Genomic DNA, 21,563 nt, shown 5'->3' with positions numbered 1-21,563 from the left:
ACTTAAAGCGCGTCCGAAGAAAATTACAACGACCTTGCTACTTCGAATTCCTGCGGGCGTGGCCCGCCGGCCCGGAGGGGTATTGCTGCGCCGTTCGCACGGCTTGCAATATTAAGGGACTTTCGACGTAGCACCTTCGGAGGTTAGAAGCATCTGAAGCACGGCTGGTGGCAATAGCGTAATGCTGCTATTTCGATTGTCTGCGGACACGGTTCGCCGCGCGTGGCGCGCTCCCGTCTGAAAGCATGGCGAAATCGTGCGAGAAATTGGTTAAACTATTTCCAGCTAAAGAAGCCGGAGGTCAGTATTTATGAAATTAGCAGTCGCTGCAATAATCATATTGTTATCCTCGGTTTACGTCGCCGAAGGAGCGACGGATAAACCGGCGCCCAATAAGCCGATGCCGAACAAAATAAAGCGCGTAAGCACTATTTCGTCACAGAAGGTGGGCAGCCTCGGAAGGTTCAGCACGCGGCTCAACAGGACGATAAGCGCGACCGGGCGGCTCGAGCTCACCCCCGAGCAGAAGGACAAGGTGCAGGCCCTCCGTAAGGAATACGTGGTTAAAATGGCCCGCGACGAAAACGAGGCGAGGGATGTCGAGAAGGAGGCGTTCGATGCCGTCGGCAAGCCCTCTTTCGACCCCGCCGCCGTGAAGAAGCAGTTTAAAAAGCTACAGGACCTCGAGGCCGGCCTCGCCGACAGCTACGTCACCGCGCTCGCTTCGCTTCGCGATATCATCGGCGAGGAAAATTACGCCAAGGTGAGCGATCCGCGCTTCGCGCTTTCGAACGATCTCATACAGACGAGACAGCGCGGAGATTTAAACAGGGCCGACGAGCTCGACGTCGAAGCCGTCAAGAAAAACGCTGCCGACGCGGAAAAGGCCGAGACCGGCGCGGACGCGTCCGGCGAAGATAAGAGCACGGGCGAATAGCCCCGTGCCTTCCGAGCACCCCGCAATCATCCCCGGGCGGCCGGCAGAGCCGCACCGCCCGGTACAAACCCGCTCCCGAGGAATCACAATGAAAACGAACAGCCCGACGGCGACGCTCCATCCGAAAGTACATGCATTTCCCCGGGCTGCACGGCGTATGTTTGTGCTCGCGGCGGCGGCCGTCTTCGCGATGCTGAACGTCGTGCTGCTCTCGTGCGCAGGCAGCGGATACGCCGACTCTGCGCCGAGCGGCTCCACGGGCGCTACCGCAAGCGCCGGGTCCTCGGATGCCGACGGCGCGGCGTCCTCCGGGCCTTCGGGGCAGGAAGGGCCGGTGTCCACGTCCCCCGACGAGTCGTGGTTTCTCGTGACGGAAGTAAACGGCGACACCAGGCACTACACCGTCTACATCGATACGTCCACCATTCAAACGGTAGACGGAGAGGTTATGTCGTGGAGCAAGCTCGTGTTCCCCGAGGACCAGAAGGATTCGGACGGCCTCACGTACAGGGAGGTCAGGATCGCGTCGGCCATAAACTGCGAGAAGAGGACCTACATGTACAGCGCGTCGAAGTTCTACGACGCCCTCGGCCGCATGGTTTACAACGAGAGCATCGAGACGCCGAGGAGCCCGATCCCCGGCGGCACCGTGAGCGAATACATAGCCAACTTCGTCTGCGGCTACACTCCCCCGGCCCCGAGCGGGGGCTCGGCCCCGCCGCCCTCGAAGTAATCTCCCTGCGGCGTAATATCAAAGAAGCGGCAGGGCGGAATGGACTTCCGTTTCGTCCCCGCCGCAGAGATGAACACCCTGTTCGAATGGCCGATGGAGTGGACCCTTTTCCTGCAGGTTAGATCGTTCAAGACGTCCAGTTTTCGATAACGAGTCCGGGGATTCTTTTGAAGTGCTTCATGTTCCCTGTTATCAGCATCTCTGCTTTGGAGAGCGCAGTCGCCGCAATGAGCAGGTCAGCGTCGGGGAGGAGCGTGGATTCCTTTTTAAGCGCCGCCTTGAGAATACCGAACCTTCTGAGTATGTCGTAATCGGTGTGAATGACGGTGACGGTGAGGAAGAACTGCTGTATCAGGCTCGTGTTCTCGGCCTTTCTGGATGAAGACTCAGCCCCGTAGTAAAGCTCGGCTACAGTCATGAAGCTTATTCCTGTCCCGGCGTCGTATTCGTTGCGGCGCTCCATGATTTTCTTGTTGCCGCGGAGGAGCTCTATGCAGATATCGGTATCGAGAAGTATCATAATTCAACTTCTCGTCCGGGCGTTCTCGCCTCGTAAATTTCCTTGATTATGGTTTTGGCGCTTCGTCTGTCGCTCCATTTTCCCGACAAATCTCTCCACAGGGCAAGCTGGGTTTCCTTGCTTATCGGGCTCGAAACCGTGCCGGTATCCGTCTCGATCTTCGACAAGCCGAGCTCGATGACGCGGAGTATTTCGTTATTGAGGCTTCTTTTTTCCCTTCGGGATATGAGCTTAAGCTTGTCGAATACGGACTGGGATATATTCCTGATGGTTATATTAGCCATGAATATAGTATAGTTGCATATTGTAACTACTGCAAGGCGCGGCCGTCATGGGGCTCGTGGCGAGGCCCGTGACCCAGCCCCGGCATCCGCCTACCCGCCGCGGCTCCGGTGCATGCCCGCGAACCCGACGAACGCCAGGAGCACCATGTACAGGACCTGGGCCATCACCCTCAGGTGGAGCTCGGTGGGCGGCCTCCCGCCGAGCGTGATGTCGTTGACCGACGCGTAAATGTTGGCCGGCAGGACTGCGGCCAGGAAGACGATAAACAGGACGCAGATCGTACCGACGCGTCTTCCCGACGCGAGCCAGAGCGCGCCCGCGATCTCGATTGCCCCGGTGGCGTATACAGTCGCGTCGTTCCTGAAAAACTCGAACGGTATCATGCGGACGAAGTCGTCCTTGAGCGTAGTAAAGTGCGAGACCCCGGTGAAGACGAACATTACGGCGAACCCGTAGCGGAGGCAGTCGGAGAAGCCGCGGAATATCTTTATGCCGAGAATACCCGCAATCCTGAACGCGGCGGTCGCGATAACGAGCACGTAAAGGGAAACCATGATATATCAGGATATACCGGAAGGGGGGTTATACAAAGCGAAGCGCGGGGATGACCGCCGCGCCTCGCCTGTTTCAGTGCATATTAAACCGCCGGGATTCCGTCACCCGTGTTTTTTTACGGCGGCGTCTATGTGCGGCGCGGCCTTGGCAAGGTCGGCGGGCGTCATGACGGGCTGAACCTCGAGAGCGGCATCGAACGCGAGGAACCACGGCTCGCCTATTCTCGGAATGTCCGAAGCGTCGTTCATCTCTACGACGAATACGGCGGTTCTCTCGCCGTTGTCGGCGAGGAAGTATATCGATTCCGGCTTCTGCTCTTCGATTATGGCCTGTATCTTCGGGCCCAGCTCGCCCCTCCTGGCGGCCTCGTTGCCGGCTTCGACCGAAATATTTACTTTGAACATGAATCGCATGAAAGGCCTCCTTGAAACAGGTTTGATACGCAATAGATTAAATGGCCGCAAGGCGGAATAATAGAGGGCGGGGCGAGGAATCGAGAGCCCTCGGCAGACTGCACGAAAGTCTGTCTGGTACTGCTCCATAGTGACACAAACCAAAACATTCAGGATCTCATCTTCACCTGTTATATAGAATTAAAATCTTCGACGGGTTCGTCGAAATCATCGGCTATTATGATTTTGCCTTTTGCCGAGCCCAATTTGCGCACGGGTTTCGTGGATGCCTCCGTGAGAGGAACGAGCTTTGCGACGGGTCTCCCTCCGCGGGTTATAACGACTTCTTCGCCTTCTTCGACTCGTTCCAGGAGCTCATCCATTCGCATTTTCGCTTTTCCGAGGGAAACCTTGATCATTTGTTTTCACCGCGTCGCATCTGTGAGTTTATTATAAAATATTTTGTCGGAATAAAAGCGTTCAAATTTAAATATTTTAGTCGTTCTGACAGTCTGGTATCCGATTCCGACACATCAAATGTCAGAAAAAGACATTTTCTTTACCTCCATGTATATTAATCCCCTTAAACATACGATAATTGAAGGGAGTAACGACGCATGACGGCAAATAAACCGATCCTCGTCACGGGGGACAGGCCCACCGGGCGGCTTCACCTGGGGCATCTCGTGGGCTCGCTCGTGAACCGTATAAAATTCCAGGACGACTACGACTGCTTCTTCCTCGTAGCCGACCTCCACATGCTGACGACACATTACGACAAGGTCGGCGAGGTCGAGCGCAACACGCTCGAAATGGTCATGGACTGGCTCGCCGTCGGGATGGACCCGGACAAGTCCACGTTCTACGTCCAGTCGCAGATTCCCTACATCACCGAGCTCTACGCCATACTCGCCATGTTCTGCGGCGTCCCTCGCGCCGAGCGCATCCCGACCCTGAAGGAGAAGATCCAGGACATGGGCGTCGGCGAGAACTACTCCGTCGGCCTCCTCGGGTACCCCGTCCTCATGGCCGCCGACATTCTCATGTTCAAGGCGACGAAGGTCCCCGTCGGCGAGGACCAGCTTAGCCACATAGAGCTCACGCGCGAGCTCGCCCGGAGGTTCAACTTCCTCTACGGGGAATACTTCACCGAGCCCGAGCCCGTCATAAGCGAGACGTCGCGCCTCGTCGGGACGGACGGGAACCGCAAGATGTCGAAGAGCCTCGACAACTGTATATACCTCTCCGACGACCCGAAGGAGGTCGAGGCGCGCGTCCGGACCATGTACACCGACCCCAACCGCATCCGGGCCGACATACCCGGCACGGTCGAGGGCAACCCCGTCTTTATCTACCACGATGCGTTCAACACGAACGCCGGGGAAATAGAGGACCTCAAGACCCGCTACCGCGCCGGCAAGGTCGGCGACGTCGAGGTGAAGAAGAAGCTCGCCCGCGCCATAAACGAGCTACTCGAACCCATACGCGAGAAACGAAGGTTCTACGAGTCGAGGCCGGGCGACGTGCGTGATATTCTCCACGAAGGCACGCGCCGCGCCCGCGAGGTCGCCCAGGGGAACATGGACGAGATAATTTCGAAGATGGGTTTATTCAAGCCGTAGGCACACACGTGTGCATGATCACGAAGAGGCATATTTTTTGTCATTCCCAACGATTTCGAACGAGGAATCGGACGCCTTCACCTAAATCCTCGACGTCTATTCAGTATTGCTCCATAGGACATCAACCCTCTGGCTGTCATTCCCGAGTGTCTTAATCGGGAATCCAGCACGCCGCGCGTGCATGAATCCGATGTCGCGGCTGCGAGCCACGACCCCCACTCGCGTCATTCTGAACAATGATTCCTCGCTCGCTCGAAATCGGACGCCGTTACCTTATCGCGTAGGCGTTTATCTGGTACCGCTCTATAAAGCAACAATCCTCTGGTTGTCATTCCCGAATGCCTGTATCGGGAATCCAGTTTTTAAAAATAAGAGAGGCAAAAGTATTAACTACTTCTACTTTTGGCTGACCACACACGTACGTGTGATTTTCGACGTAGCACCGAAGTTGCTGAAACCACGTGAAGTGCGACAGGTGATATTAGCAAGACGCCGCTACTTCGATTGTCAGCGGACACGGTCCGCCAGCGGCTGAAGGGGAAGTTTTGTACTTAATTGGTGAGGTCGGAATAAGGCTTTCTACTTTTGCTTGACCAAAAGTAGCAAAAGTCACGGGCCGGGAAAAATTCTGCTAAAAATCATCGTTCCTTCGCTAAATCCTCCACCGGCCCACAGCCCCACATCGGATTTTTAACGCTCATGCACTCGATTTTCTTAACGCGAATTTTGACGGCCCGGAGGGGTATTGCCGCGCCGCAAGCGGCTTGCAATAATATGAGATTCGTAGGGTGGGGCGTGAATCCATAGTGGATAAGGAGCGGTGAGTGGTAATAACGTAATGTTGCCACTTCGAATTCCAGCGGGCGTGGCCCGCCGGCCCGGAGGGGTATTGCTTCGCCGTTTACACGGCTTGCAATATTTAGGTGTTTTGTAGCTAGGGCTGTGATTCTGCGGCAGCAGGCGCGCGAAGAGTGCTGAGTATCAGACTCTACGCGTCGAAGAAGACACTTTGCGCGTCACTCCCCTTCCTCGTCCCCGTTCTTCTTCCCGCCGCTGTAATACCGTTCGAGCAAGAAGAGCGCGGCGAAACATACGACTATCCCGGCGGCGAGGAGGAGGGTGTTCATCTCAGTTGCGCGCTACCGGCCGGGGGGTGATCTCTTCTTTCATCTTGTCTATGATCATCGAATCGATGTACCCGTTCGAGAGCACCTCGTACCCGATCGTCCCCTGGTATGTGTAGGGTCTGATGGAATAATCTATCTTCACTTCCGTGACTTCGTCCGAAATCTTCTTCAGCGTGACCTTGAGATTCTCCTGCGTGTAGACGGTATCGGCCGTCCCCGGCGTATACTTCGCGATCTTTTCGAGGTAGTCGTTTATCGACGACGATTGGATGTCGGCCTTCGATGGATAGGTGTACGCGCGGAGGAGCTTTCCGTTCTTCCTGTAAACGTATGCTTCTTTCAGCCTTATCACGCCCTCGGCGGGGTCGATGAAAGCGATCGGCCACTTGAGGAACTCGACGCTTTCGAGCGCCGCCGTCCACACCTCGTTATAAGGCGCCTTGAAGTTGGTGTACTCTTCGCTCTTCCCCGACGTGACTATGGCCGATTCAGTTTCTTTTGCCTTCGATTCGGCTTCCGAGGGCCTCTTCGTCCTGTATGATTCGGGAATGTAAACGCTCGGGCGGCTGCACCCGGCAGCCAGCAGAAAAGGTAGAAGTAACAGTATCTTTCTCATCTTTTTACGAATCCCCCCACTAAACTTTAACATATAATTCCGAGAATTCTTATAATTTTTTCACCTCTCGCGGGTCGTGCCAGCGGTTTCGGCGCGGTCTCGATCGCCTCCTTATGAGTATACGTTTCACGGGCCCTCCGGGATTCCGTTCAGGGCCGCCGGGACGGGATCATATATCGCGCCCCTTGCCGGGATCGCCGGGCTCCATTAGTCCCGGGGGGTAGGGGCGGAAGCAGGTCTGGGCCTCGAGGTACTCTTCGCCGTATTTCACTATCCACGAGCCCACGACGGTTATCACGGCCGAAAGCGGTATGCGCCCCTCTCTGAAGTCGTCCAGGAGCGAAAGGAAATACGCCTTTTCCTTCCCGGCGAGCTCGTCCCGGAAATACCCCATCGCGTGCATGAGGACGTTCACGTCGGACGCCCTTCGGGGGAGAAGCGCAAGCGTCTTCGCGAGCCTCGCGCCGTATTCTTCCAGGACGCTCTCCGTCGGCAGTCCGCGCGGGTTGGCGGCGATTCTCCCGAGCGTGCGCATCCCGTCCCGGCTGCGGGCCATGAGGAGGAGCTTGTTCTCGGCCTGGAACCCGGCGAGCGCGCGCATCGTGCCCGCCTCTCTCGCCTCCCTGAAACGCACAAGCGCGTAGACCCTCGTAAGGAAGCTCTCCCTCACACTGAAATCGAGGAGCCTCCCCTCGTCCTCCACCGGGAGGCAGGGGAATCTTTCGAGCACCTTCGCGGCGAAGAATCCCGCGCCCTTGCCCGAGGCTGTTTCGCTTTCGGCGCCGGGGAATTCCCAGGCATCCTTTATGCCACAGGAGGGCGAGCGGCTCTTGAGTATGAAGCCGTCGGCATCGTTTATGCCCCCGACGAACCCGTCTGCAAAGCCGTTCATCGCGTCCGTGAGGTCTCTCCCGGTAGCGGGCTGCACGAGCCTCCGCCCGCCGGGCCCGCTCACCACCTTTATCGGGTCGCGCGGCGCCCCAGCCCTATTTCGAGCTCGGGGCATACGGGCACGAAATCGACGTAGGGCGCGAAGGAGGCTACGAAGCCGTTGGGTATTTTTTGACCGTTGTACCTGCAAGCATCGAACTCGAAGCACCTGCTGGCGATTATCCTCGGCCTCGGGAACTGTCTCATTCCGGGTGTTCCTCGAAAGGTGCGCCTACTGGAGCGTGGACGACTTCTTCTCCGCCGCGCCGGTGAGGGCGCCGTTTATGGAATCCCATTTCGCGACGAGCGCCATGAGCGCCGTCCCCGCGCGCCCGGGGTCGTTCTCCCTTGCGAGGAGAAGGGCGTTCCCGAGCTCCGAAACGGAGTCTTCGTTCCTGAGCGAGCCGGGCGCGATGCGGGTGCTTATCTCGCCGTAATTCAGCAGCACGAAGCTGCTCTCGTCGAAGGACGAAAGCCAGTGCCGGAGGTTCCTCGCCCCGGCGGCGAGGTCTTCGACGATGGCGGATACCGGCCCGGGCCCCGAGGCCGTCCACGCCTCTATGTCCCGCCCGGCCTCTTCGAGGCGCGCGGCGGCGTCCCCGAGCCGGGTCCTGTAGTAGATCGCGTCCTGCCTGACGGCCCCCCACCCGGTGTGCGTGTAGAAGTACTTCTTTTCCTCGCCCCGGTACATCAGGAACCATTCGAGCGGTATGAAATCCTCGGCGGTGAACATGTTGACGTTCGCTTTCCGGCCAACGGGCGTAAGGTAGTACTCGCCGTCCTCGTCCCTGAAGAAAAAGCAGTCCCGTATGGCGTCCTTCGAGACCCCCGTCTCGGCGGAGAACGATTCCCTGAAGGTCTCGTACTCCCTCCCGTACCACACCGACTGCGGCGTCGCCGGGCCGTCCCTGAACTGCTCGTAGAATTTTATGTAGCTCCTCCAGTAGTCCTGATCCCCGACCGACCGGAGGGGCTCGTAAACCATGAGCACGCTGATAGCCATGTTGCGGCCTCCAGGGGTAAGTTTAGCGAATATCGCATGAAACCCCTAGCGGCGCGGCGGAGCTGCGCTCGGGGGCGGCGTCACGGGAGGCCCGTGTCTTTCTTAAGCTGCGAAATGTACTCGTCGTCTACGCGGCTGCCCGAGTACACCTCGTGCGCGAGGTTCCGCATCTCGTAGTGGTTGACTATGGGCTTCTGGTACGGGAGCTTGTACGTTAGAGGGTTGTGTATCTTTTCGGGCTCGACGTCCGTAAGCTCCGGGATGTATCTCTTTATATATACGCAGTCCGGGTCGAAGTTCTGCGACTGCAGCAGCGGGTTGAAAATCCTGAACGGCTTCGGGTCGGCCCCGCACGACGCCGACCACTGCCAGTTGCCTATGTCCACCGTCTCGTCGTAATCGATAAGGTGGTCGAAGAAATGCCTGTCGCCCCAGCGCCAGTCGGTGATGAGGTCCTTCGTCAGGAACGAGGCGACGATCATCCTCACCCGGTTGTGCATCCAGCCTTCCTCTTCGAGCTGCTTCATCCCGGCGTCCACTATCGGGTAGCCCGTCCGGCCCTCGCGCCACGCGTCGTACCAGACCTCTGTGTTTATCCATCTTATGTTCCGGCGCTTCTCCTGGAATTCGAGGCCGCGCGTTTCGGGGAAGTGATGCATGACGTGATACCAGAACTCCCTCCAGGCGAGCTCGGAGACGAAGGCCGACGTGGCCGGGCTCCCGCCCGAAGCCGCCTCGTAAACCCGCCTTATGGATACGACGCCGAACCTGAGATACGGCGACAGCCTGGACGTGCCGTCCATCCACGGGCACTCGCGCGTCTCGGCGTAGGCCGCGAAATCGAAATCGTGGAGCCTCTTTTCGGGGAAGTCTATCGGCCATCCGGCGATCCTGCCCGGGCCCAGCGGCTCGAGCTCTTTTTCGGCGGGCGGGATTTCGAGCGCCGGCGATTCGATGCGCTCGGGGCCGGGGAGGGGAGGGTGCTTGCGTTTCCCCTGCCACAGGCTGAAGAACGAGCTGAATGTTTTCCTCTGGTCGAGCTCGTGCGGCGGGACGAGGAACGTGTCGTCGAACTTCTTGAACGCGACCCCGCTCAACCTGCACTGGTGCTCGACGCCGAGGTCCCTTTTCACCCCGGAGAATCCGTACGCCCTGTTCGAATACACGGCCTCTATCTGATGCGTTTTGACGAGCGCGGGTATGACCTCCTCGGCCTTCCCGCGAACTATCATAAGGTACGAGCCGAGCGCCCTCAGCTTGCGGTCGAGCGCGAGGAGCGCGTCTGCGAGGAATGCGACGCGCTTGCTCCCCTCGGGCTGCTTCGACAGAATCCCGTCTTCCAGCACGTATACCGGTATTATTTCCCTGCTGTCCCTGACGGCGTTCGAAAGGCCGGTGTTGTCGACGGCCCTAAGATCCCGCTTGAACCAGAATAATGACCTTCCGTAAATCATGAGCCTTTTGTTCTCTCCTCCAGTTTGTTTCCGGCGCGTCCGGGGGCGCGCCATGGCATGAATGTGACCGTCCCGTTTCCTGAAAATCGGGGGAAAAGGTTAGCGGACGCACGGGCCCAGTCTGCGGACGGTGCCTCCGCCTTCGGTCGATACTTCAATTGTACTCGCTAATTTACCGGCATTCCACCTGAATTTTGGCGGATTTTACGGATGACGGCGCGTTGGCGCATGGTTAAGGCTCCCCCCGGCCGGAGGGAGCCCGGACGCCCCGTAAATGCGGACGCGTGAGGTGCGTCCACCGGGCTATTAAGCCGTCTTGGCCCTTCTCCTGATAACGAGCAGGGACACTATTCCCGCTATTCCGGCGAACGCCATCAGCCCCCATTCGGACATCGCCGGTATCGGGGTAGTCGCCGATCTGAGTGCTATGGTGCAGGCCGTCCACGGGATCGCGATACCGACGGGAAAAGCCAGCTCGCCGGTTTGTCCGGCAGTCGGGAAATAGCTGCTAACCCCTATTATTAAGGAAAATTGATCCGAGGAGCTTATTGCAGCCGTGGAGAACACCTCCTCGACAATCTCCTGGTTGGGCAGGAGGAATTCGTTCCCGCCCAGTGCAAAGACGCGGATTACCGTCGAGTTCGCCTCCGTGGCTACCGAAGGGGCGGTAAAGGTGCCGGAGACTTCGCTCGTGCACGCCGAGTCGATGACCGGATCGTCCGCATCGGCCCCGGCGTATCTCAGCACGGCGCCCGTGAAGACGTCGGTGTTCTGCGTCCAGCTGCATATGGTTTCGTCCAGGCCCGACCCGGCCGGCTTCGTATATATGCCGAGTATGCAGGAGCCCCCTCCGCAGCTCGATTCCGCCGCCGGGGACCAGTCGCCCGGCGAAGGGAGCAGGAAGGAATTCGTGCCGGTCGAGAACGTCGAGCAGACGACGACGTCGAGGTTTCCGGGAGCGTCCGCGCCCGAGAGCTGAACCGTGCCCTCTGTGCCGTTGAAGTCGGAGTTGTTGTTTATGCCGCCGCCTACCAGAATCATTCGCGCGTCCGCCTGCGCGGAAAATAAAACGAGAAAAGCGAGGAAGGATAAAACCGGTACGGATAAAGCCGCTGTGATTCGGAACATTCACATCCTCCAGGAACGAGATACCATGCGATTCTATCACAGGATGGAACGTGGTGGCAAATGCAGTGGGGTCCTCATTCTTCGAAAGAAATCTTGTTTTAGGTAATCTTGCGGAGCTTGTCGTTTATAACGGCGATTCTTCCGGCGCGCGTCTGGTATGGAAGGTGGGCCTCCGGCGCTTCCTGCATCGAGGGAGATTCGGTTATTTCCCCAAACCGCTTCACAAGGTATGTTCTGACTTCCGGAGGCGCGTTCAACACTTCTTCGATGAATCCGATATTGTTGTCCACTATATAAACGATATCCTCGAAGTCGGGACTTGTGCGCGGGTCGTTTTGTCCCCTGCCGCTATAGGCCTCGAATTTTGTCGCCGGAAAATGAGGAGTATCCAGAATGTTGATTTCAATGCCTCCGGCATCGACTTTTCGGAGATGTTTCATGCCGGATTTAAACCAACTGTTTGAAGACGCACATCCGACTTCGCTCGTGCTCATCACATCGACGAGAATATCCCAGAGCCTGAACCTGCATATGACATTCTCGAAAGAGTCCCGCATAAAGCCTCTTTCGCCGAGCTCTTCCTCGAGACGGCTCAACTCTCTCACCGGTTATCCGGACTACCATGTCTATGTCAATTGTGGGTCTTGCGTTGTCGGCGGCCGGGTCGTCGGCGTACAGGGCGACGACTGCTCCGCCCACGTAAGCTATACGGCCGTTAATTTCCCCGAGAGCCTTGGCGACCGCTCTTATGGCTTCGAGGTTTGCTTCTCGTATTCTCATTCGTCGAATGAATCCTCCAGATGATTTCTTCCAGTGCGGATTTCACCTCCCTCGGTTTCCCCAGCCTCACAGCGTCCACGAGGGCCAGTAATTCGTGAAGGCTTTCGTCCTCGTGACATGCATCCGGCGCCTTCGGATAAAGGGGCTCTATCGCCTCTCCGCGGCGATTCCCGTGGGGCCAGGGCCATACGAAATCATTGCCGCTCCTGATAATTCGGTTCAGGGGAGGGGCGGAGTGCGCCGTCGGCATTCCGCGCACTATGGATCCGGGCCGTATGGGGAAGACGTATTTGAGGCCGTGTTCAATGAATTCGAGCAAGGCATCTTTCATAACGTTTCTTTTATCGGCGCTAATGAGTCCGGCGTAAGACGATCTGGAGAGCGACTCGCTTACCTCGCCTGCGCTTATTTTCAGCTTAAAGGAGACATCCCTTATAAGCCACTGCTCTTTTAACGAGGCTATCCATATTAGTATCGCCACATCCTGAGGCCTCATACCTCTATGCTTTTTCATATTATCACCTTATGTTCATAATTCGCGAATCGCGAATTGTGAATTCGCAAATATAATAATACAGATAATCTCCACAATCAATAATTTGTTATGACGCCGGTTAAGGTATTTTTTATCCGGCCGGCTTGGTTTTGGGGTATGGGCCGCTCGATTCAGCCCGGGAGGTCGATTGCGAAAGTTTTGGTGATGTATAAGAGGCGGCGGTTCCGGGATAAGTATTGCTGTCGTTTTCACATGCGCTCAGGCTTTTATTTCGTGCTTCTGCATTTCCGTGAGCTTGTATATTTTATCGAAGGGCAACGAAGGCGCGGATTTTTCTGTACCGGCGATGTAGATTTCACCGTTGAATTCCAACGCGGCGAGCTGGTTTTCGGGTACGTTCTGGGATTGCAGGAGCCGGATTGTCTTGCCGTCTCCCGGGTCGATGGTTTCAAGTGACAGGCGATGGTTGTCGTTGTATATAGACGGTCTGCAATGTACGAGTTTTAGTGTTAGATTGTCAGGCATTTTTCACCCCTAATATAAGATTCTTGCGGAGGCGGAAAAATGATTTCTATACCGGCCTCCCCCTCACTTTTAAGCCATGTCAATTGAGAATAATGATAAAAAGATTCACGTCAATCGAGAATTATCGAGAATTAAGGGTAAAAGATTATTGTTTAACCTAAATGGGATGTTCGATGCCGGATATAGAAAACGGCTGGAGGGAGCTCGACCCGGCTCCCTGCAGGGCCATGTCCAGGTCGAAATTATCATACTATGGTCCGCACCCGAAAGCTGCCCGCCTGGCCCCCGGTCGTTTACGACAGGCAGCTCTTGAGCGCGTCGCCGTTGGCGGATTCCGCCATCTTCTTGAGAGCGGCCTTTTCTATCTGCCTTATCCGCTCCCTCGTGACGCCGAACTTCCCGCCTATCTCGTCGAGCGTGTATACCTTGTCCGTATCGAGCCCGTATCTCATCCTTATGATCTCGGCCTCTTTGTCCGTGAGGACGGACAGCGTCTCTTCGAGAAGGTCCTTCATCTCCTTCTCGGCGTGGGACGTCTCCTGGCCGTATGTCTCGCTGTCGGGAAGAAGGTCCATGTAGCTCCTCCCGGCGTCGCCGCTTATCGGCCTGTCGAGCGACAGCGTTCCGTCCGAGCCGTCGAGAACGGCCTTTACTATGTCCACCGAGAGATCGGCCTTTTCGGCTATCTCGTGCGGGAGCGGGCTCTTGCCCGTTTCCTCTATCAGGGCGTACTTCGCCCTGAATACCTTCCCCGACTGCTCCATGACGTAGACGGGCACCTTGATCGTTTTCGTTTTCTCGGCTATCGCGCGGGAGAGCGACTGCTGTATCCACCACGCGGCGTAGGTCGAGAACTTGAATCCCTTCGTATGGTCGAACTTTTCGACGGCCCTCATGAGCCCGAGGTTCCCCTCCTGGACGAGGTCCGTAAGCGGGAGCCCTCGCCCGAGGTGCTTCTTGGCTATGCTCACGACCAGCCTCAGGTTCGATTTTATGAAGCGGGCCTTGAGCTCGTGCGCCTTCTCGGAATATTCCTTCATCTCGGCGCCGAGCGTATCGACGTTCTCTCCGGTCTTCTTTTTTCTCCGCGGGCTGGTCAGAAGCTCGACCTGCTTCTGGATCTCCTTTACTTTCTTCTCGCATTCCTTTATGGCGGCCCCGAGCTCCTGCTCGTCGGCCCGCGTAAGGAGCGGCTCGGTCAGAAGGTCCCTGAAGTAAACCTGGAGCACCTTCTCTTCTTCGTAGCGTCCGGGCCTTGCCTTGTCGGCCTCCTTCTTGCTGCGCGGGCGGTACCCGCCGGGGTCACCGGCCCTGTAGCCCGGCTCTTGGGATTCGTCCTCGTAGGCGTATTCCGCCCCCTCGGCCGTTTCCTCTTCCCCGGTGACGGGGAAATCGGTTTCGGCTTCCTCGTAGTCGCCGTAATGCATGCTTTCCATGTCTCTTTCTATGGATTTCATTTTTTGTTCACACCCCCCCTATCTCTTATATATACAGTTAGAGTGCAAATACAAGGGCCGGGATTCATATATTTCTCGAAAAACGGCGTAAGAGCCCCCAATCCCGCGCTTTTTCGGACTGGAATTGTGGTTTCGATTCGAAACCGGCTCTTAAACGTCGTGAATTGTGCGGATTCCTGTCCGACCCCGAACCCCCGGCATTCGGCCGGTGTTGTCACGACAGTTATGATGCATTCAGGAGGGCGGGGGATTCACGCGGCCGGAACGCGCCGGGTGCGCCGCGTCATCGGGATGTCTGAAGGGGATAAAAAGAGGCCGCTCCCCTTTCGTCGAATCGTTTCGATTGGGAGGTTCTTACGCCGTCCTCGTCCTCCGTCTTATCGCCCATATGGAAGCCGAGGCCGCAAGGGCGGCGAATACGCCCATGCCCCACTCGGACATGGTCGGTATAGGCCTTGCGAGCGAGCGGGCCCTGAGGCCGATCGTGCACGCCCTCCACGGAGCCTGCGCCTCGGGCTCGCCGATTTCCTCGGCGAGGTTGACGGCTAACGGACCCGTCGGGCCGCTCTCTTCGGCAACGGAGGCGAATTCCCTTAGAAAGACCCCCTGGAAGTTGTCACGATTCTCCGAAAGCGCAAGCGCAGAAATGCTCCCCTGGAGGACTTCGTTCGCGGTAATGAGCTGGTCGGTGAAGCTGACGCCGAACGTGAATACCCTGACAATCCCCGAGCCCTCTTCAACCGTTATGGAAGGCGCGGTTGCGATCTGGCCGATTCCGGTATTGCAGTCGATGCCTGTTATCGGCTCGTTAGGGTCGACGCCGGTCCACCTGAATACGCCGGCGACGTAAACCGTGGCCGGGTCCGTCCAGATGCAAACGCCTTCCCTGTAATCGGGGCTCGACGTGTTCTGCCCCCAGATGCCCGCGACGCAGGTGCCCTGCGGCGACGGCTGGCAGGACGCGACGCTGATGGTGCCGAGCGAGTCCGGGATCGGATCGAAGAAAGTATTACCGCCGGTCGAGCTCGTGGCGCAAACCAGGAGCTCGAACGACCCCTGGGGCCCGGCCGGCAGCTCGAAACCGCCTTCGGTGAACGGTATCGTCTGGTCGCCGAGGCCGCTCACGGACCCGTTGACGAGCTCGATCTCCGCATTCGAAGCGGCTGAAAAGGAAAAGGTCAAAAATAAAATCAGGGTGAGAAATCCGGTCGAATTCACTTATATATCCTCCTTCTGTTTTTGATTCGCAATCATAGCACATCGAAAGCGGAATTCAAAGAGCAATTGAGCAATATTTTAGTTGTAATTACAGATAATTACAGCGCATTTATAAAGTTTAATGTTAAGCGTCTATATAGATGATTGTCTTTGTGCCGGAGAGATAATTAAGGGAGATAAATATTTGTTATGGATGGCGAGCACTATGCACCTTCTGTTTGCCGCATGGCTCGCTTGATTGATGAAGTGATGTTAATAGCCGATAGACCGTGCGTGAAAAAATTTTCCGGATTTCGAGGTGAAAGAACTCTCCTTTTAATTGTAAATCGTCCCTGTTTTTTAATTTCGAGGTATAAAAGGCCTGATTTCTTTGTGCTTTATCTTTATCCCCGGCCGTCCGGTGTCCCCGGTCCGGCGAGGTATCCGGACTCGAAAACGATTGACTCGGCTGCCCGCGAAATTATATAATCGAAACAGAAGAGCAAATTTCTCCGGGGAGGTAAATCATGGCAAAGGTTCTGCGCTGCAGGGAAGTGGGAGTTGACTGCGACTTCGAAGCGAAGGGCGATTCGGTAGAGGAAATCATGCGCCAGGCCGAAAAGCACGCTAAAGAAGACCACGGGATGGATTCCATTCCGCCCGAGCTTTTAGAAAAGGTCAACAAGGCGATACACGACGAATAGCGGGCCCCGCCCGCAGGGAATCGACGTAGCACCGCAGGCGGTGTCGCCACCTGACGCGCGATCTCCGCTTAAGAATTTATTCTCTCGCTTCGTTATTAAAGCGCGCGAAGTGTGCGGGATTCGACGTAGCGAAGATTGAGTTACATATTACTTTTCGCGCGAGTGGTGCTTTAATCTCTAATCTCGCTTCGTTGAATGCGTGACCTGACATCGCTTCTACCCGCCGCTTCCGGGCACTCACTTTAAGCCGATAACCCCACGACATATTTATCTCGTAAAGCCGGTCAGGGGATCGGTATGCGCGGGCTTGGGGGGCCGCACCTTTCAGGAAGCGGCGTTACAGTCGGCCTCTGTTCCGATACGACGTTTTAAATCGGGGTTGGTCCGGACGGCGGTGCGCCGCGTGTCTTCCATACCGCCTACTCCGGGCCGGTTATCTCAGGCGCAGCCGGGAGACCGGCGAGGCCCCAGACGATTATGATGAGGAACCCCACCGTCAGCGGCGCGGAGGGGTGTACGTGATAGAGGTACCCGGCCATCATGCCGCCCGCCGCCGAGCCCGCGAACGAGAGCAGGTTATAGAGCCCGGTGGCCGCCCCCCTGTTGGCCTGGCCCACCCTCTGCGTTACGAACGCCGGCAGTATGGACTGCATTATTGTGTGCCCCGCGAAGAAGAGCATCCCCGCGCCGTAAAACAGGAGCGCCGCCCCGGCGAGGAAGGGATACGTCAGGAATGCGAGCGCTATGAGCGCCCACCCGGCCCTGACCACGGCGCCGATGCGCCCCCTCTTTTCGGCCGTCCTCACCGCCGGGAACACGAACAGCGCCGCCGGGAGGAGGGATATGAGATACACCTTCCAGAGGTCCGCGTCGCTCACTCCGAGCGACGTCCACGTGAGCGGGTACACGAATACGAAGAGGTTCACCGAGAGCGAAACGACTACGGTCGCAAGAAGGAGCCTTCGCATCTCGGGCATGCAGAGGAGCTTCCTGAACCCGTGTCGCTCGCCGACGGGCTCCCCGCCCTCTATCCTGGGGAAGAAGAACAGCGTCAGGATGAGGGTTACGCCTCCGAGCGCCGCCAGGACGTAGAACACGCTCGAAAATCCGATGTGCGACGCCAGGAGCGGGCCCGCGATTATCGCCGCCAGGAAAGCGACTCCTATAGTTATGCCGACGATGGTGAACGACTGCGCCCTCACCTGGGGCCGCGTAAGGTCGCCGAGCGCGGCGATCGCCACCGAGCTCACGGCCCCCGTGCCCTGTATGATGCGCCCCAGAATGAGCCCCCCTATGGTCTCGGCCATGCCGCACAAAACGCTTCCGACAGTGAATATAAGAATCCCGATCAATAAAACCGGCTTTCTCCCGAGCTTGTCGCTCGCCCATCCGAAGGGTATTTGAAGGAAGCTCTGGGCGAGGGCGTATATGCCGAACGCGACCCCGGCCATCGCGATGCTCGACCCCGGGTACTTTTCGGCGTAGACGCTGAACACGGGCAGTATAAGGAATATGCCGAGAAGCCTGGAGGCCATGATAATGGCCACCGTTACGACGGCCCTTAGCTCTGTGTTGTTAAGTCTCATTCGTAGCTGTCCGCTGGTTGTCGGGGGAGTGAGGAATTTTAACATGTCCCGTGAAAATTGATACTCCCGCGCCGGGGTGTAAGCTTTATTCCTATGGCGCGCGCGAAAGGGCTCAATAACATCGAGGCGGATTCCTTCGACAGGGAGGCGTACTCGAACCTCGTCGATTCGTCCTCGGAGCTCCGGGATTTGATCGAAAGGGGCTCCTCGCTCCTCCCGGGGTTCGCGCCGCTCATGGAGGACCTGTTCGCTTCGTTCTTCAAGCACAACGTCGTCTTCACCCCGGACGACTCGCTCAGGAAAAGCGCGCTCCTCCCGAGGCGCATAATGAAGGAAGTCCTCGCGGACGCCTCGTACAAGGAGATGAGGGAGGAGACGGTTCTCGACGAGTTCCACTCGGCGCTGGCTACCGTCGAGATGGGGCGGAGCGTCCTCGAATGGCTCAGGTCCGGGGACGGGCCGGGGGAGAGGTCGCTCGTCAGGGAATGGCAGACGGACGCCGCCGAGAGCGAGGTGGACGAGATACGGGACGAGATGGAGACCTGGGACGAGAACGAGGGCGGCGGGGAGAACGAGGCGTTCAAGAAGCTCAGGGACGAAAAGAAGGATGAGCTCGGGGACGCCGAGGAAGAGCTCGGCGAGCTTTCGGACGAGCTGGAAGAGAGGCACGAGAAGTCGTCCGTCAATTTAAAGAAGATGGTCAGGGCGTCGATGAAGGAGACGTCCGAGAGGGTCGAGAACTCCGACGACGAGGTACAGTCGTGGAGCTCGTCGATGGGGGCCCCGGCCGAAAGGCCCGCGGGCGAAAAGCTCGACCTCGCGGCGAAGCTGAATTCGAACGAGAAGCTGAGGCGTCTTTCGCTCATCGTCGGGAGCCTCAAGGAAGAAATGCTCAGGGGCCGCCGTAAGTCGTGGTCGCGGAGGGGCGCCGAGGTGTTCGACATAGCTTCGGGGGACGACCTCGGGCGCATAATACCGTCCGAGATGGTGCTCCTCGGGAACGAGGCCTTCCGTTCGGACTTCAAAAAGCGGCTCGTCGAGGGGAGGCTCCTTCAATACTCGCTTCGCGAGGAGAAGGGAAGGGGGCCGATGGTCGTTTGCCTCGACGGGAGCTCGTCGATGGAAGGTAAAAAAGAGCTGTGGTCCAAGGGCGTCTGCCTCACGCTGCTCGACATCGCCAAGCGCGAAAGGCGTAAGGCGGCGATAATCGTGTTCTCCTCCGGGGGGCAGCCGGGCAAGGTGTTCGAGACGGACCCGCGCGAGGGCAGGGGCGGCTGGGGCATGAGGGAAGCCGACATCTTCGAGCTCGCCGAATACTTCCCGGGCGGGGGGACCAGCTTCGAAGAGCCCCTCGACAGGGCCCTCGGCATACTCTCGGATTCCAAGTGGAAGAGGGGCGACATAGTATTCATCACAGACGGCGAGGCGGCGGTCGGCGGCGAGTGGCTCGAAAAATTCAGGCGCGAGAAATCGAGGCTCGGGTTTAAGGTCTACTCCGTACTTATAGACGTCTCCGGCAGGGAGTCGTGGGAATCCCTCTCGGGGTTCAGCGACAAGGTGACGTCGGTATCACGCCTGACGTCCGAAGAGGCGGGCGGGATCTTCATCGACGTCTAGGCCCGTCCCGGTTTGCCCGGAGCCCGCGCCTCTAAAGCTGGGTGCCGTGTTCGGACATTATCGCGGCCATACCGCCGAAGAAAACCAGGCCGACGACGACCAAAGCCATTGCCACAATGCTTATGATAAGGGCTGCTATCGAGAAGTTCCTTCTATTCACGTTCCCCGTGCTGCTGAGCGCCCAGTAAAGAAGGCATATGAGCCCGACGATGGGGATGTAAAGAAGAATCATCGTGATTATCCAGTCGCCGATGCTCATCGGCGTATTGTCGCGGGTCTGGACCTGCGGTGTGCCTGTCATGTGAAATCCTCCTTTGTCTGAACGGCTTTCGCTCCATGGCGGCCTTTGTCTGCTAATTATAACGCCGTTCGGCCGTGCGTGGCGCATCCTTTTCCATGCCCTCTTCGGGGCTGTGCTGAATCTCATCATATCACGCTATGCCTGCCGCGGTCTACCCTGTGACGGCCCATTCCGTGCAATCGCCCGATGACGGTCCGCCGCGGATGACAATTGACTCGAAAAGGCGGTATGATATAACGATTCTATAGAACGGTTGCCGGGGGGAGATATCGAGACATGAATTCACGCACTTTAACGAAACTCCTGACCATTCTGCTCGTCGGGGCGGCCCCGCTCGCGGCGTCGATCGCCAGTCCGGACGTGCCGCCCATGACGCCCGACACGGGCTGGGTGCAGGATTGCCAGAAGACGATCAACAACAAGATCAGGGGCGAGCATTACGACGCGCAAAAGTTGCTTTTCCATTACGAGGACATGACGCTCTCCGAGCTCTCCGATACGAAGAACAAGCTCGCCGGCACAGGCGAATACCTTAAGTCCGACGGCTACTGGCTGTCGTTCGACTACCAGTGTGTTTACGATGCGGTCACGAGCAGTGTCGAGAGCTCGGGCTACTATCAATCCCCGGCCTATGCAGAGCCCGCGCCGAGGGCGTCGGTGTCCGACGACGCCGGCTGCTCGCTCTACGACAGGAAGGGCGGGCTCTACGTCTACCACGGCGATTGCACCGTGGCGGTTCTGGACGAGCGGGCCGGGAACGAATTCCTCGTTACGCTCGAGAACGGCGATAAGTACATCTTCGAAGACGAGAACGCCATGTATAAAGTGCTGACGCCCGGCGGCTGGTCCGACAACCCCGCCGTTCAGACGGTTGACGGGAACATGCGTCTTTTCTACTGGGGCGATTGGGTCATGACGATAACCGGCGGCCTGCAGCACGGTAATTACTAGGATGCAGCGGTGTACGCATGCAGGAGTGCGGCGTAGCGGGGTTAGAGACTCGAAGCACCGTTTCTTTTGTCATTCCCAACGATTTCGAGCGAGCGAGGAATTGGACGCCGCAACCTTGAAGCGGAAGCGTTTATCCAGTACTGCTCAGCCCTTGCCTTCTTTAGTATCAAGGCCTGTACTTGCCGCGGCATAGCCCACGGGTGAAGCCGGGTCGGGAATCCAGTTTTTATCCTTGTTCTTTTTTTTGTAGTCATCCTGAACTTGATTCAGGATCTCGTCTTTAAAGCAAAGACAATAAATCCCCCTGCCCCCCTTTTCCTAAAGGGGGATGTAGAGGTAAAGGCAAAGACAAAAGCAAAAGACCTCTATTTTTGACTGACCACACACGTATGCGTGTCTTTCGACGTAGCACCTTCGGAGGTTAGAAGCATCTGAAGCGCGAAAGGTGATACTAGCAATACGCCATGTGGGATTGGCGTCCTTGCGGGGGACGTACGGTGGTGGCTGGTAGGTATGGAGAAAGTGTTTTCTACTTTTGCTTGACCAAAAGTAGCAAAAGTCACGGGCCGGGAAAAATTCTGCTAAAAATCATCGCTTCTTCACTAAATCCTCCACCGGCCCACAGCCCCACATCGGATTCTTAACGC

The 21,563-nt window shown here is 57.4% G+C and carries 23 protein-coding genes and 1 pseudogene; 6 read left to right on the top strand and 18 right to left on the bottom strand.

Going from position 1 to position 21,563, the window contains the following annotated elements:
• The first annotated feature begins 310 nt into the window (after nt 1-310).
• Together PKC29_10140 and PKC29_10135 are read left to right on the top strand one after the other, a co-directional pair.
• On the top strand, nt 311-937 hold the full coding sequence (locus tag PKC29_10140) for a periplasmic heavy metal sensor (GenBank protein HML95776.1): 627 nt from the start codon (nt 311-313) through the stop codon (nt 935-937).
• Nucleotides 938-1,025: 88 nt separating this feature from the next.
• On the top strand, nt 1,026-1,670 hold the full coding sequence (locus tag PKC29_10135; protein ID HML95775.1) for a hypothetical protein: 645 nt from the start codon (nt 1,026-1,028) through the stop codon (nt 1,668-1,670).
• Between the two features lie 127 nt (nt 1,671-1,797).
• On the opposite strand, the gene PKC29_10130 is transcribed toward PKC29_10135, so the two are convergent.
• The 5 genes from PKC29_10130 to PKC29_10110 all read right to left on the bottom strand — a co-directional run bounded on the left by PKC29_10130 (nt 1,798) and on the right by PKC29_10110 (nt 3,841).
• On the bottom strand, nt 1,798-2,190 hold the full coding sequence (locus PKC29_10130) for a PIN domain-containing protein (GenBank protein ID HML95774.1): 393 nt from the start codon (nt 2,188-2,190) through the stop codon (nt 1,798-1,800).
• Nucleotides 2,187-2,474, bottom strand: a complete 288-nt coding sequence (locus PKC29_10125) for a hypothetical protein (GenBank protein HML95773.1) — start codon at nt 2,472-2,474, stop codon at nt 2,187-2,189. Before PKC29_10125 ends, PKC29_10130 begins: the two co-directional genes overlap by 4 nt.
• A gap of 90 nt (nt 2,475-2,564) precedes the next feature.
• Nucleotides 2,565-3,029 (bottom strand): DoxX family membrane protein, encoded by a 465-nt coding sequence (locus PKC29_10120; GenBank protein ID HML95772.1) that lies wholly within the window; start codon nt 3,027-3,029, stop codon nt 2,565-2,567.
• Nucleotides 3,030-3,131: 102 nt separating this feature from the next.
• Nucleotides 3,132-3,443, bottom strand: a complete 312-nt coding sequence (locus tag PKC29_10115; GenBank protein HML95771.1) for a hypothetical protein — start codon at nt 3,441-3,443, stop codon at nt 3,132-3,134.
• 170 nt (nt 3,444-3,613) lie between these two features.
• Nucleotides 3,614-3,841 carry a DUF2281 domain-containing protein gene (locus tag PKC29_10110; GenBank protein HML95770.1) on the bottom strand — a complete coding sequence of 76 codons (228 nt, stop codon included), beginning with the start codon at nt 3,839-3,841 and terminating at the stop codon, nt 3,614-3,616.
• A 198-nt stretch (nt 3,842-4,039) separates the two neighbouring features.
• Here PKC29_10110 and trpS point away from each other — a divergent pair, with 198 nt between their 5' ends.
• Nucleotides 4,040-5,044 carry a tryptophan--tRNA ligase gene (trpS, locus tag PKC29_10105; GenBank protein ID HML95769.1) on the top strand — a complete coding sequence of 335 codons (1,005 nt, stop codon included), beginning with the start codon at nt 4,040-4,042 and terminating at the stop codon, nt 5,042-5,044.
• Nucleotides 5,045-6,172: 1,128 nt separating this feature from the next.
• Here the strand turns inward: trpS and PKC29_10100 are convergent.
• The 11 genes and pseudogenes from PKC29_10100 to PKC29_10050 form a co-directional block, all read right to left on the bottom strand.
• Nucleotides 6,173-6,787 (bottom strand): hypothetical protein, encoded by a 615-nt coding sequence (locus tag PKC29_10100; protein ID HML95768.1) that lies wholly within the window; start codon nt 6,785-6,787, stop codon nt 6,173-6,175.
• A gap of 169 nt (nt 6,788-6,956) precedes the next feature.
• A complete protein-coding gene (locus tag PKC29_10095; GenBank protein ID HML95767.1) occupies nt 6,957-7,343 on the bottom strand; it encodes a YbgA family protein in 387 nt (128 codons plus the stop codon).
• Nucleotides 7,344-7,538: 195 nt separating this feature from the next.
• Nucleotides 7,539-7,924: pseudogene (locus PKC29_10090) on the bottom strand (DUF523 domain-containing protein).
• A 25-nt stretch (nt 7,925-7,949) separates the two neighbouring features.
• Nucleotides 7,950-8,720: a hypothetical protein gene (locus PKC29_10085; protein ID HML95766.1), complete on the bottom strand. Its 771-nt coding sequence runs from the start codon at nt 8,718-8,720 to the stop codon at nt 7,950-7,952.
• A gap of 80 nt (nt 8,721-8,800) precedes the next feature.
• On the bottom strand, nt 8,801-10,174 hold the full coding sequence (locus tag PKC29_10080; GenBank protein HML95765.1) for a deoxyribodipyrimidine photo-lyase: 1,374 nt from the start codon (nt 10,172-10,174) through the stop codon (nt 8,801-8,803).
• A 306-nt stretch (nt 10,175-10,480) separates the two neighbouring features.
• Complete coding sequence (locus PKC29_10075; protein HML95764.1) at nt 10,481-11,215, bottom strand: IPTL-CTERM sorting domain-containing protein; 735 nt, start codon at nt 11,213-11,215, stop codon at nt 10,481-10,483.
• 185 nt (nt 11,216-11,400) lie between these two features.
• Nucleotides 11,401-11,907 (bottom strand): hypothetical protein, encoded by a 507-nt coding sequence (locus PKC29_10070; protein ID HML95763.1) that lies wholly within the window; start codon nt 11,905-11,907, stop codon nt 11,401-11,403.
• Between the two features lie 110 nt (nt 11,908-12,017).
• Nucleotides 12,018-12,563 (bottom strand): hypothetical protein, encoded by a 546-nt coding sequence (locus tag PKC29_10065; GenBank protein HML95762.1) that lies wholly within the window; start codon nt 12,561-12,563, stop codon nt 12,018-12,020.
• Nucleotides 12,564-12,836: 273 nt separating this feature from the next.
• Nucleotides 12,837-13,103 (bottom strand): hypothetical protein, encoded by a 267-nt coding sequence (locus PKC29_10060; protein HML95761.1) that lies wholly within the window; start codon nt 13,101-13,103, stop codon nt 12,837-12,839.
• Nucleotides 13,104-13,396: 293 nt separating this feature from the next.
• The gene (locus tag PKC29_10055; GenBank protein ID HML95760.1) at nt 13,397-14,560 is read right to left on the bottom strand and encodes an RNA polymerase sigma factor RpoD/SigA; all 1,164 of its coding nucleotides are present in this window, start codon (nt 14,558-14,560) and stop codon (nt 13,397-13,399) included.
• A gap of 354 nt (nt 14,561-14,914) precedes the next feature.
• On the bottom strand, nt 14,915-15,778 hold the full coding sequence (locus PKC29_10050) for an IPTL-CTERM sorting domain-containing protein (GenBank protein HML95759.1): 864 nt from the start codon (nt 15,776-15,778) through the stop codon (nt 14,915-14,917).
• 506 nt (nt 15,779-16,284) lie between these two features.
• On the opposite strand from PKC29_10050, the gene PKC29_10045 reads away from it, so the two are divergent.
• On the top strand, nt 16,285-16,461 hold the full coding sequence (locus tag PKC29_10045; protein ID HML95758.1) for a DUF1059 domain-containing protein: 177 nt from the start codon (nt 16,285-16,287) through the stop codon (nt 16,459-16,461).
• Nucleotides 16,462-16,880: 419 nt separating this feature from the next.
• Here the strand turns inward: PKC29_10045 and PKC29_10040 are convergent, their stop codons facing one another.
• The gene (locus PKC29_10040) at nt 16,881-18,047 is read right to left on the bottom strand and encodes an MFS transporter (GenBank protein HML95757.1); all 1,167 of its coding nucleotides are present in this window, start codon (nt 18,045-18,047) and stop codon (nt 16,881-16,883) included.
• A 93-nt stretch (nt 18,048-18,140) separates the two neighbouring features.
• Between PKC29_10040 and PKC29_10035 the strand changes: the two genes are divergently transcribed.
• Nucleotides 18,141-19,664, top strand: a complete 1,524-nt coding sequence (locus PKC29_10035) for a hypothetical protein (GenBank protein ID HML95756.1) — start codon at nt 18,141-18,143, stop codon at nt 19,662-19,664.
• A gap of 31 nt (nt 19,665-19,695) precedes the next feature.
• On the opposite strand, the gene PKC29_10030 is transcribed toward PKC29_10035, so the two are convergent.
• Nucleotides 19,696-19,965 carry a hypothetical protein gene (locus tag PKC29_10030; GenBank protein HML95755.1) on the bottom strand — a complete coding sequence of 90 codons (270 nt, stop codon included), beginning with the start codon at nt 19,963-19,965 and terminating at the stop codon, nt 19,696-19,698.
• A 276-nt stretch (nt 19,966-20,241) separates the two neighbouring features.
• Between PKC29_10030 and PKC29_10025 the strand changes: the two genes are divergently transcribed.
• Nucleotides 20,242-20,916 carry a hypothetical protein gene (locus PKC29_10025; GenBank protein HML95754.1) on the top strand — a complete coding sequence of 225 codons (675 nt, stop codon included), beginning with the start codon at nt 20,242-20,244 and terminating at the stop codon, nt 20,914-20,916.
• The last annotated feature ends 647 nt before the right edge of the window (nt 20,917-21,563 follow it).

This window comes from Thermodesulfobacteriota bacterium (genome assembly GCA_035325995.1).
GTDB lineage: Bacteria > Desulfobacterota_D > UBA1144 > Nemesobacterales > UBA2774 > JADLGH01.
The sequence above is the reverse complement of the archived record's forward strand: the minus strand, read 5'-3'. Positions and strand labels throughout refer to the sequence as shown.

What these genes read in the sequence shown, in the direction of transcription:
- PKC29_10140 (HML95776.1), top strand. Translation starts at nt 311, where the DNA reads ATGAAATTAGCAGTCGCTGCAATAATCATATTGTTATCCTCGGTTTAC.
- PKC29_10135 (HML95775.1), top strand. Translation starts at nt 1,026, where the DNA reads ATGAAAACGAACAGCCCGACGGCGACGCTCCATCCGAAAGTACATGCA.
- PKC29_10130 (HML95774.1), bottom strand. Translation starts at nt 2,190, where the DNA reads ATGATACTTCTCGATACCGATATCTGCATAGAGCTCCTCCGCGGCAAC.
- PKC29_10125 (HML95773.1), bottom strand. Translation starts at nt 2,474, where the DNA reads ATGGCTAATATAACCATCAGGAATATATCCCAGTCCGTATTCGACAAG.
- PKC29_10120 (HML95772.1), bottom strand. Translation starts at nt 3,029, where the DNA reads ATGGTTTCCCTTTACGTGCTCGTTATCGCGACCGCCGCGTTCAGGATT.
- PKC29_10115 (HML95771.1), bottom strand. Translation starts at nt 3,443, where the DNA reads ATGCGATTCATGTTCAAAGTAAATATTTCGGTCGAAGCCGGCAACGAG.
- PKC29_10110 (HML95770.1), bottom strand. Translation starts at nt 3,841, where the DNA reads ATGATCAAGGTTTCCCTCGGAAAAGCGAAAATGCGAATGGATGAGCTC.
- trpS (HML95769.1), top strand. Translation starts at nt 4,040, where the DNA reads ATGACGGCAAATAAACCGATCCTCGTCACGGGGGACAGGCCCACCGGG.
- PKC29_10100 (HML95768.1), bottom strand. Translation starts at nt 6,787, where the DNA reads ATGAGAAAGATACTGTTACTTCTACCTTTTCTGCTGGCTGCCGGGTGC.
- PKC29_10095 (HML95767.1), bottom strand. Translation starts at nt 7,343, where the DNA reads ATGGCCCGCAGCCGGGACGGGATGCGCACGCTCGGGAGAATCGCCGCC.
- PKC29_10085 (HML95766.1), bottom strand. Translation starts at nt 8,720, where the DNA reads ATGGCTATCAGCGTGCTCATGGTTTACGAGCCCCTCCGGTCGGTCGGG.
- PKC29_10080 (HML95765.1), bottom strand. Translation starts at nt 10,174, where the DNA reads ATGATTTACGGAAGGTCATTATTCTGGTTCAAGCGGGATCTTAGGGCC.
- PKC29_10075 (HML95764.1), bottom strand. Translation starts at nt 11,215, where the DNA reads ATGATTCTGGTAGGCGGCGGCATAAACAACAACTCCGACTTCAACGGC.
- PKC29_10060 (HML95761.1), bottom strand. Translation starts at nt 13,103, where the DNA reads ATGCCTGACAATCTAACACTAAAACTCGTACATTGCAGACCGTCTATA.
- PKC29_10055 (HML95760.1), bottom strand. Translation starts at nt 14,560, where the DNA reads ATGAAATCCATAGAAAGAGACATGGAAAGCATGCATTACGGCGACTAC.
- PKC29_10045 (HML95758.1), top strand. Translation starts at nt 16,285, where the DNA reads ATGGCAAAGGTTCTGCGCTGCAGGGAAGTGGGAGTTGACTGCGACTTC.
- PKC29_10040 (HML95757.1), bottom strand. Translation starts at nt 18,047, where the DNA reads ATGAGACTTAACAACACAGAGCTAAGGGCCGTCGTAACGGTGGCCATT.
- PKC29_10035 (HML95756.1), top strand. Translation starts at nt 18,141, where the DNA reads ATGGCGCGCGCGAAAGGGCTCAATAACATCGAGGCGGATTCCTTCGAC.
- PKC29_10030 (HML95755.1), bottom strand. Translation starts at nt 19,965, where the DNA reads ATGACAGGCACACCGCAGGTCCAGACCCGCGACAATACGCCGATGAGC.
- PKC29_10025 (HML95754.1), top strand. Translation starts at nt 20,242, where the DNA reads ATGAATTCACGCACTTTAACGAAACTCCTGACCATTCTGCTCGTCGGG.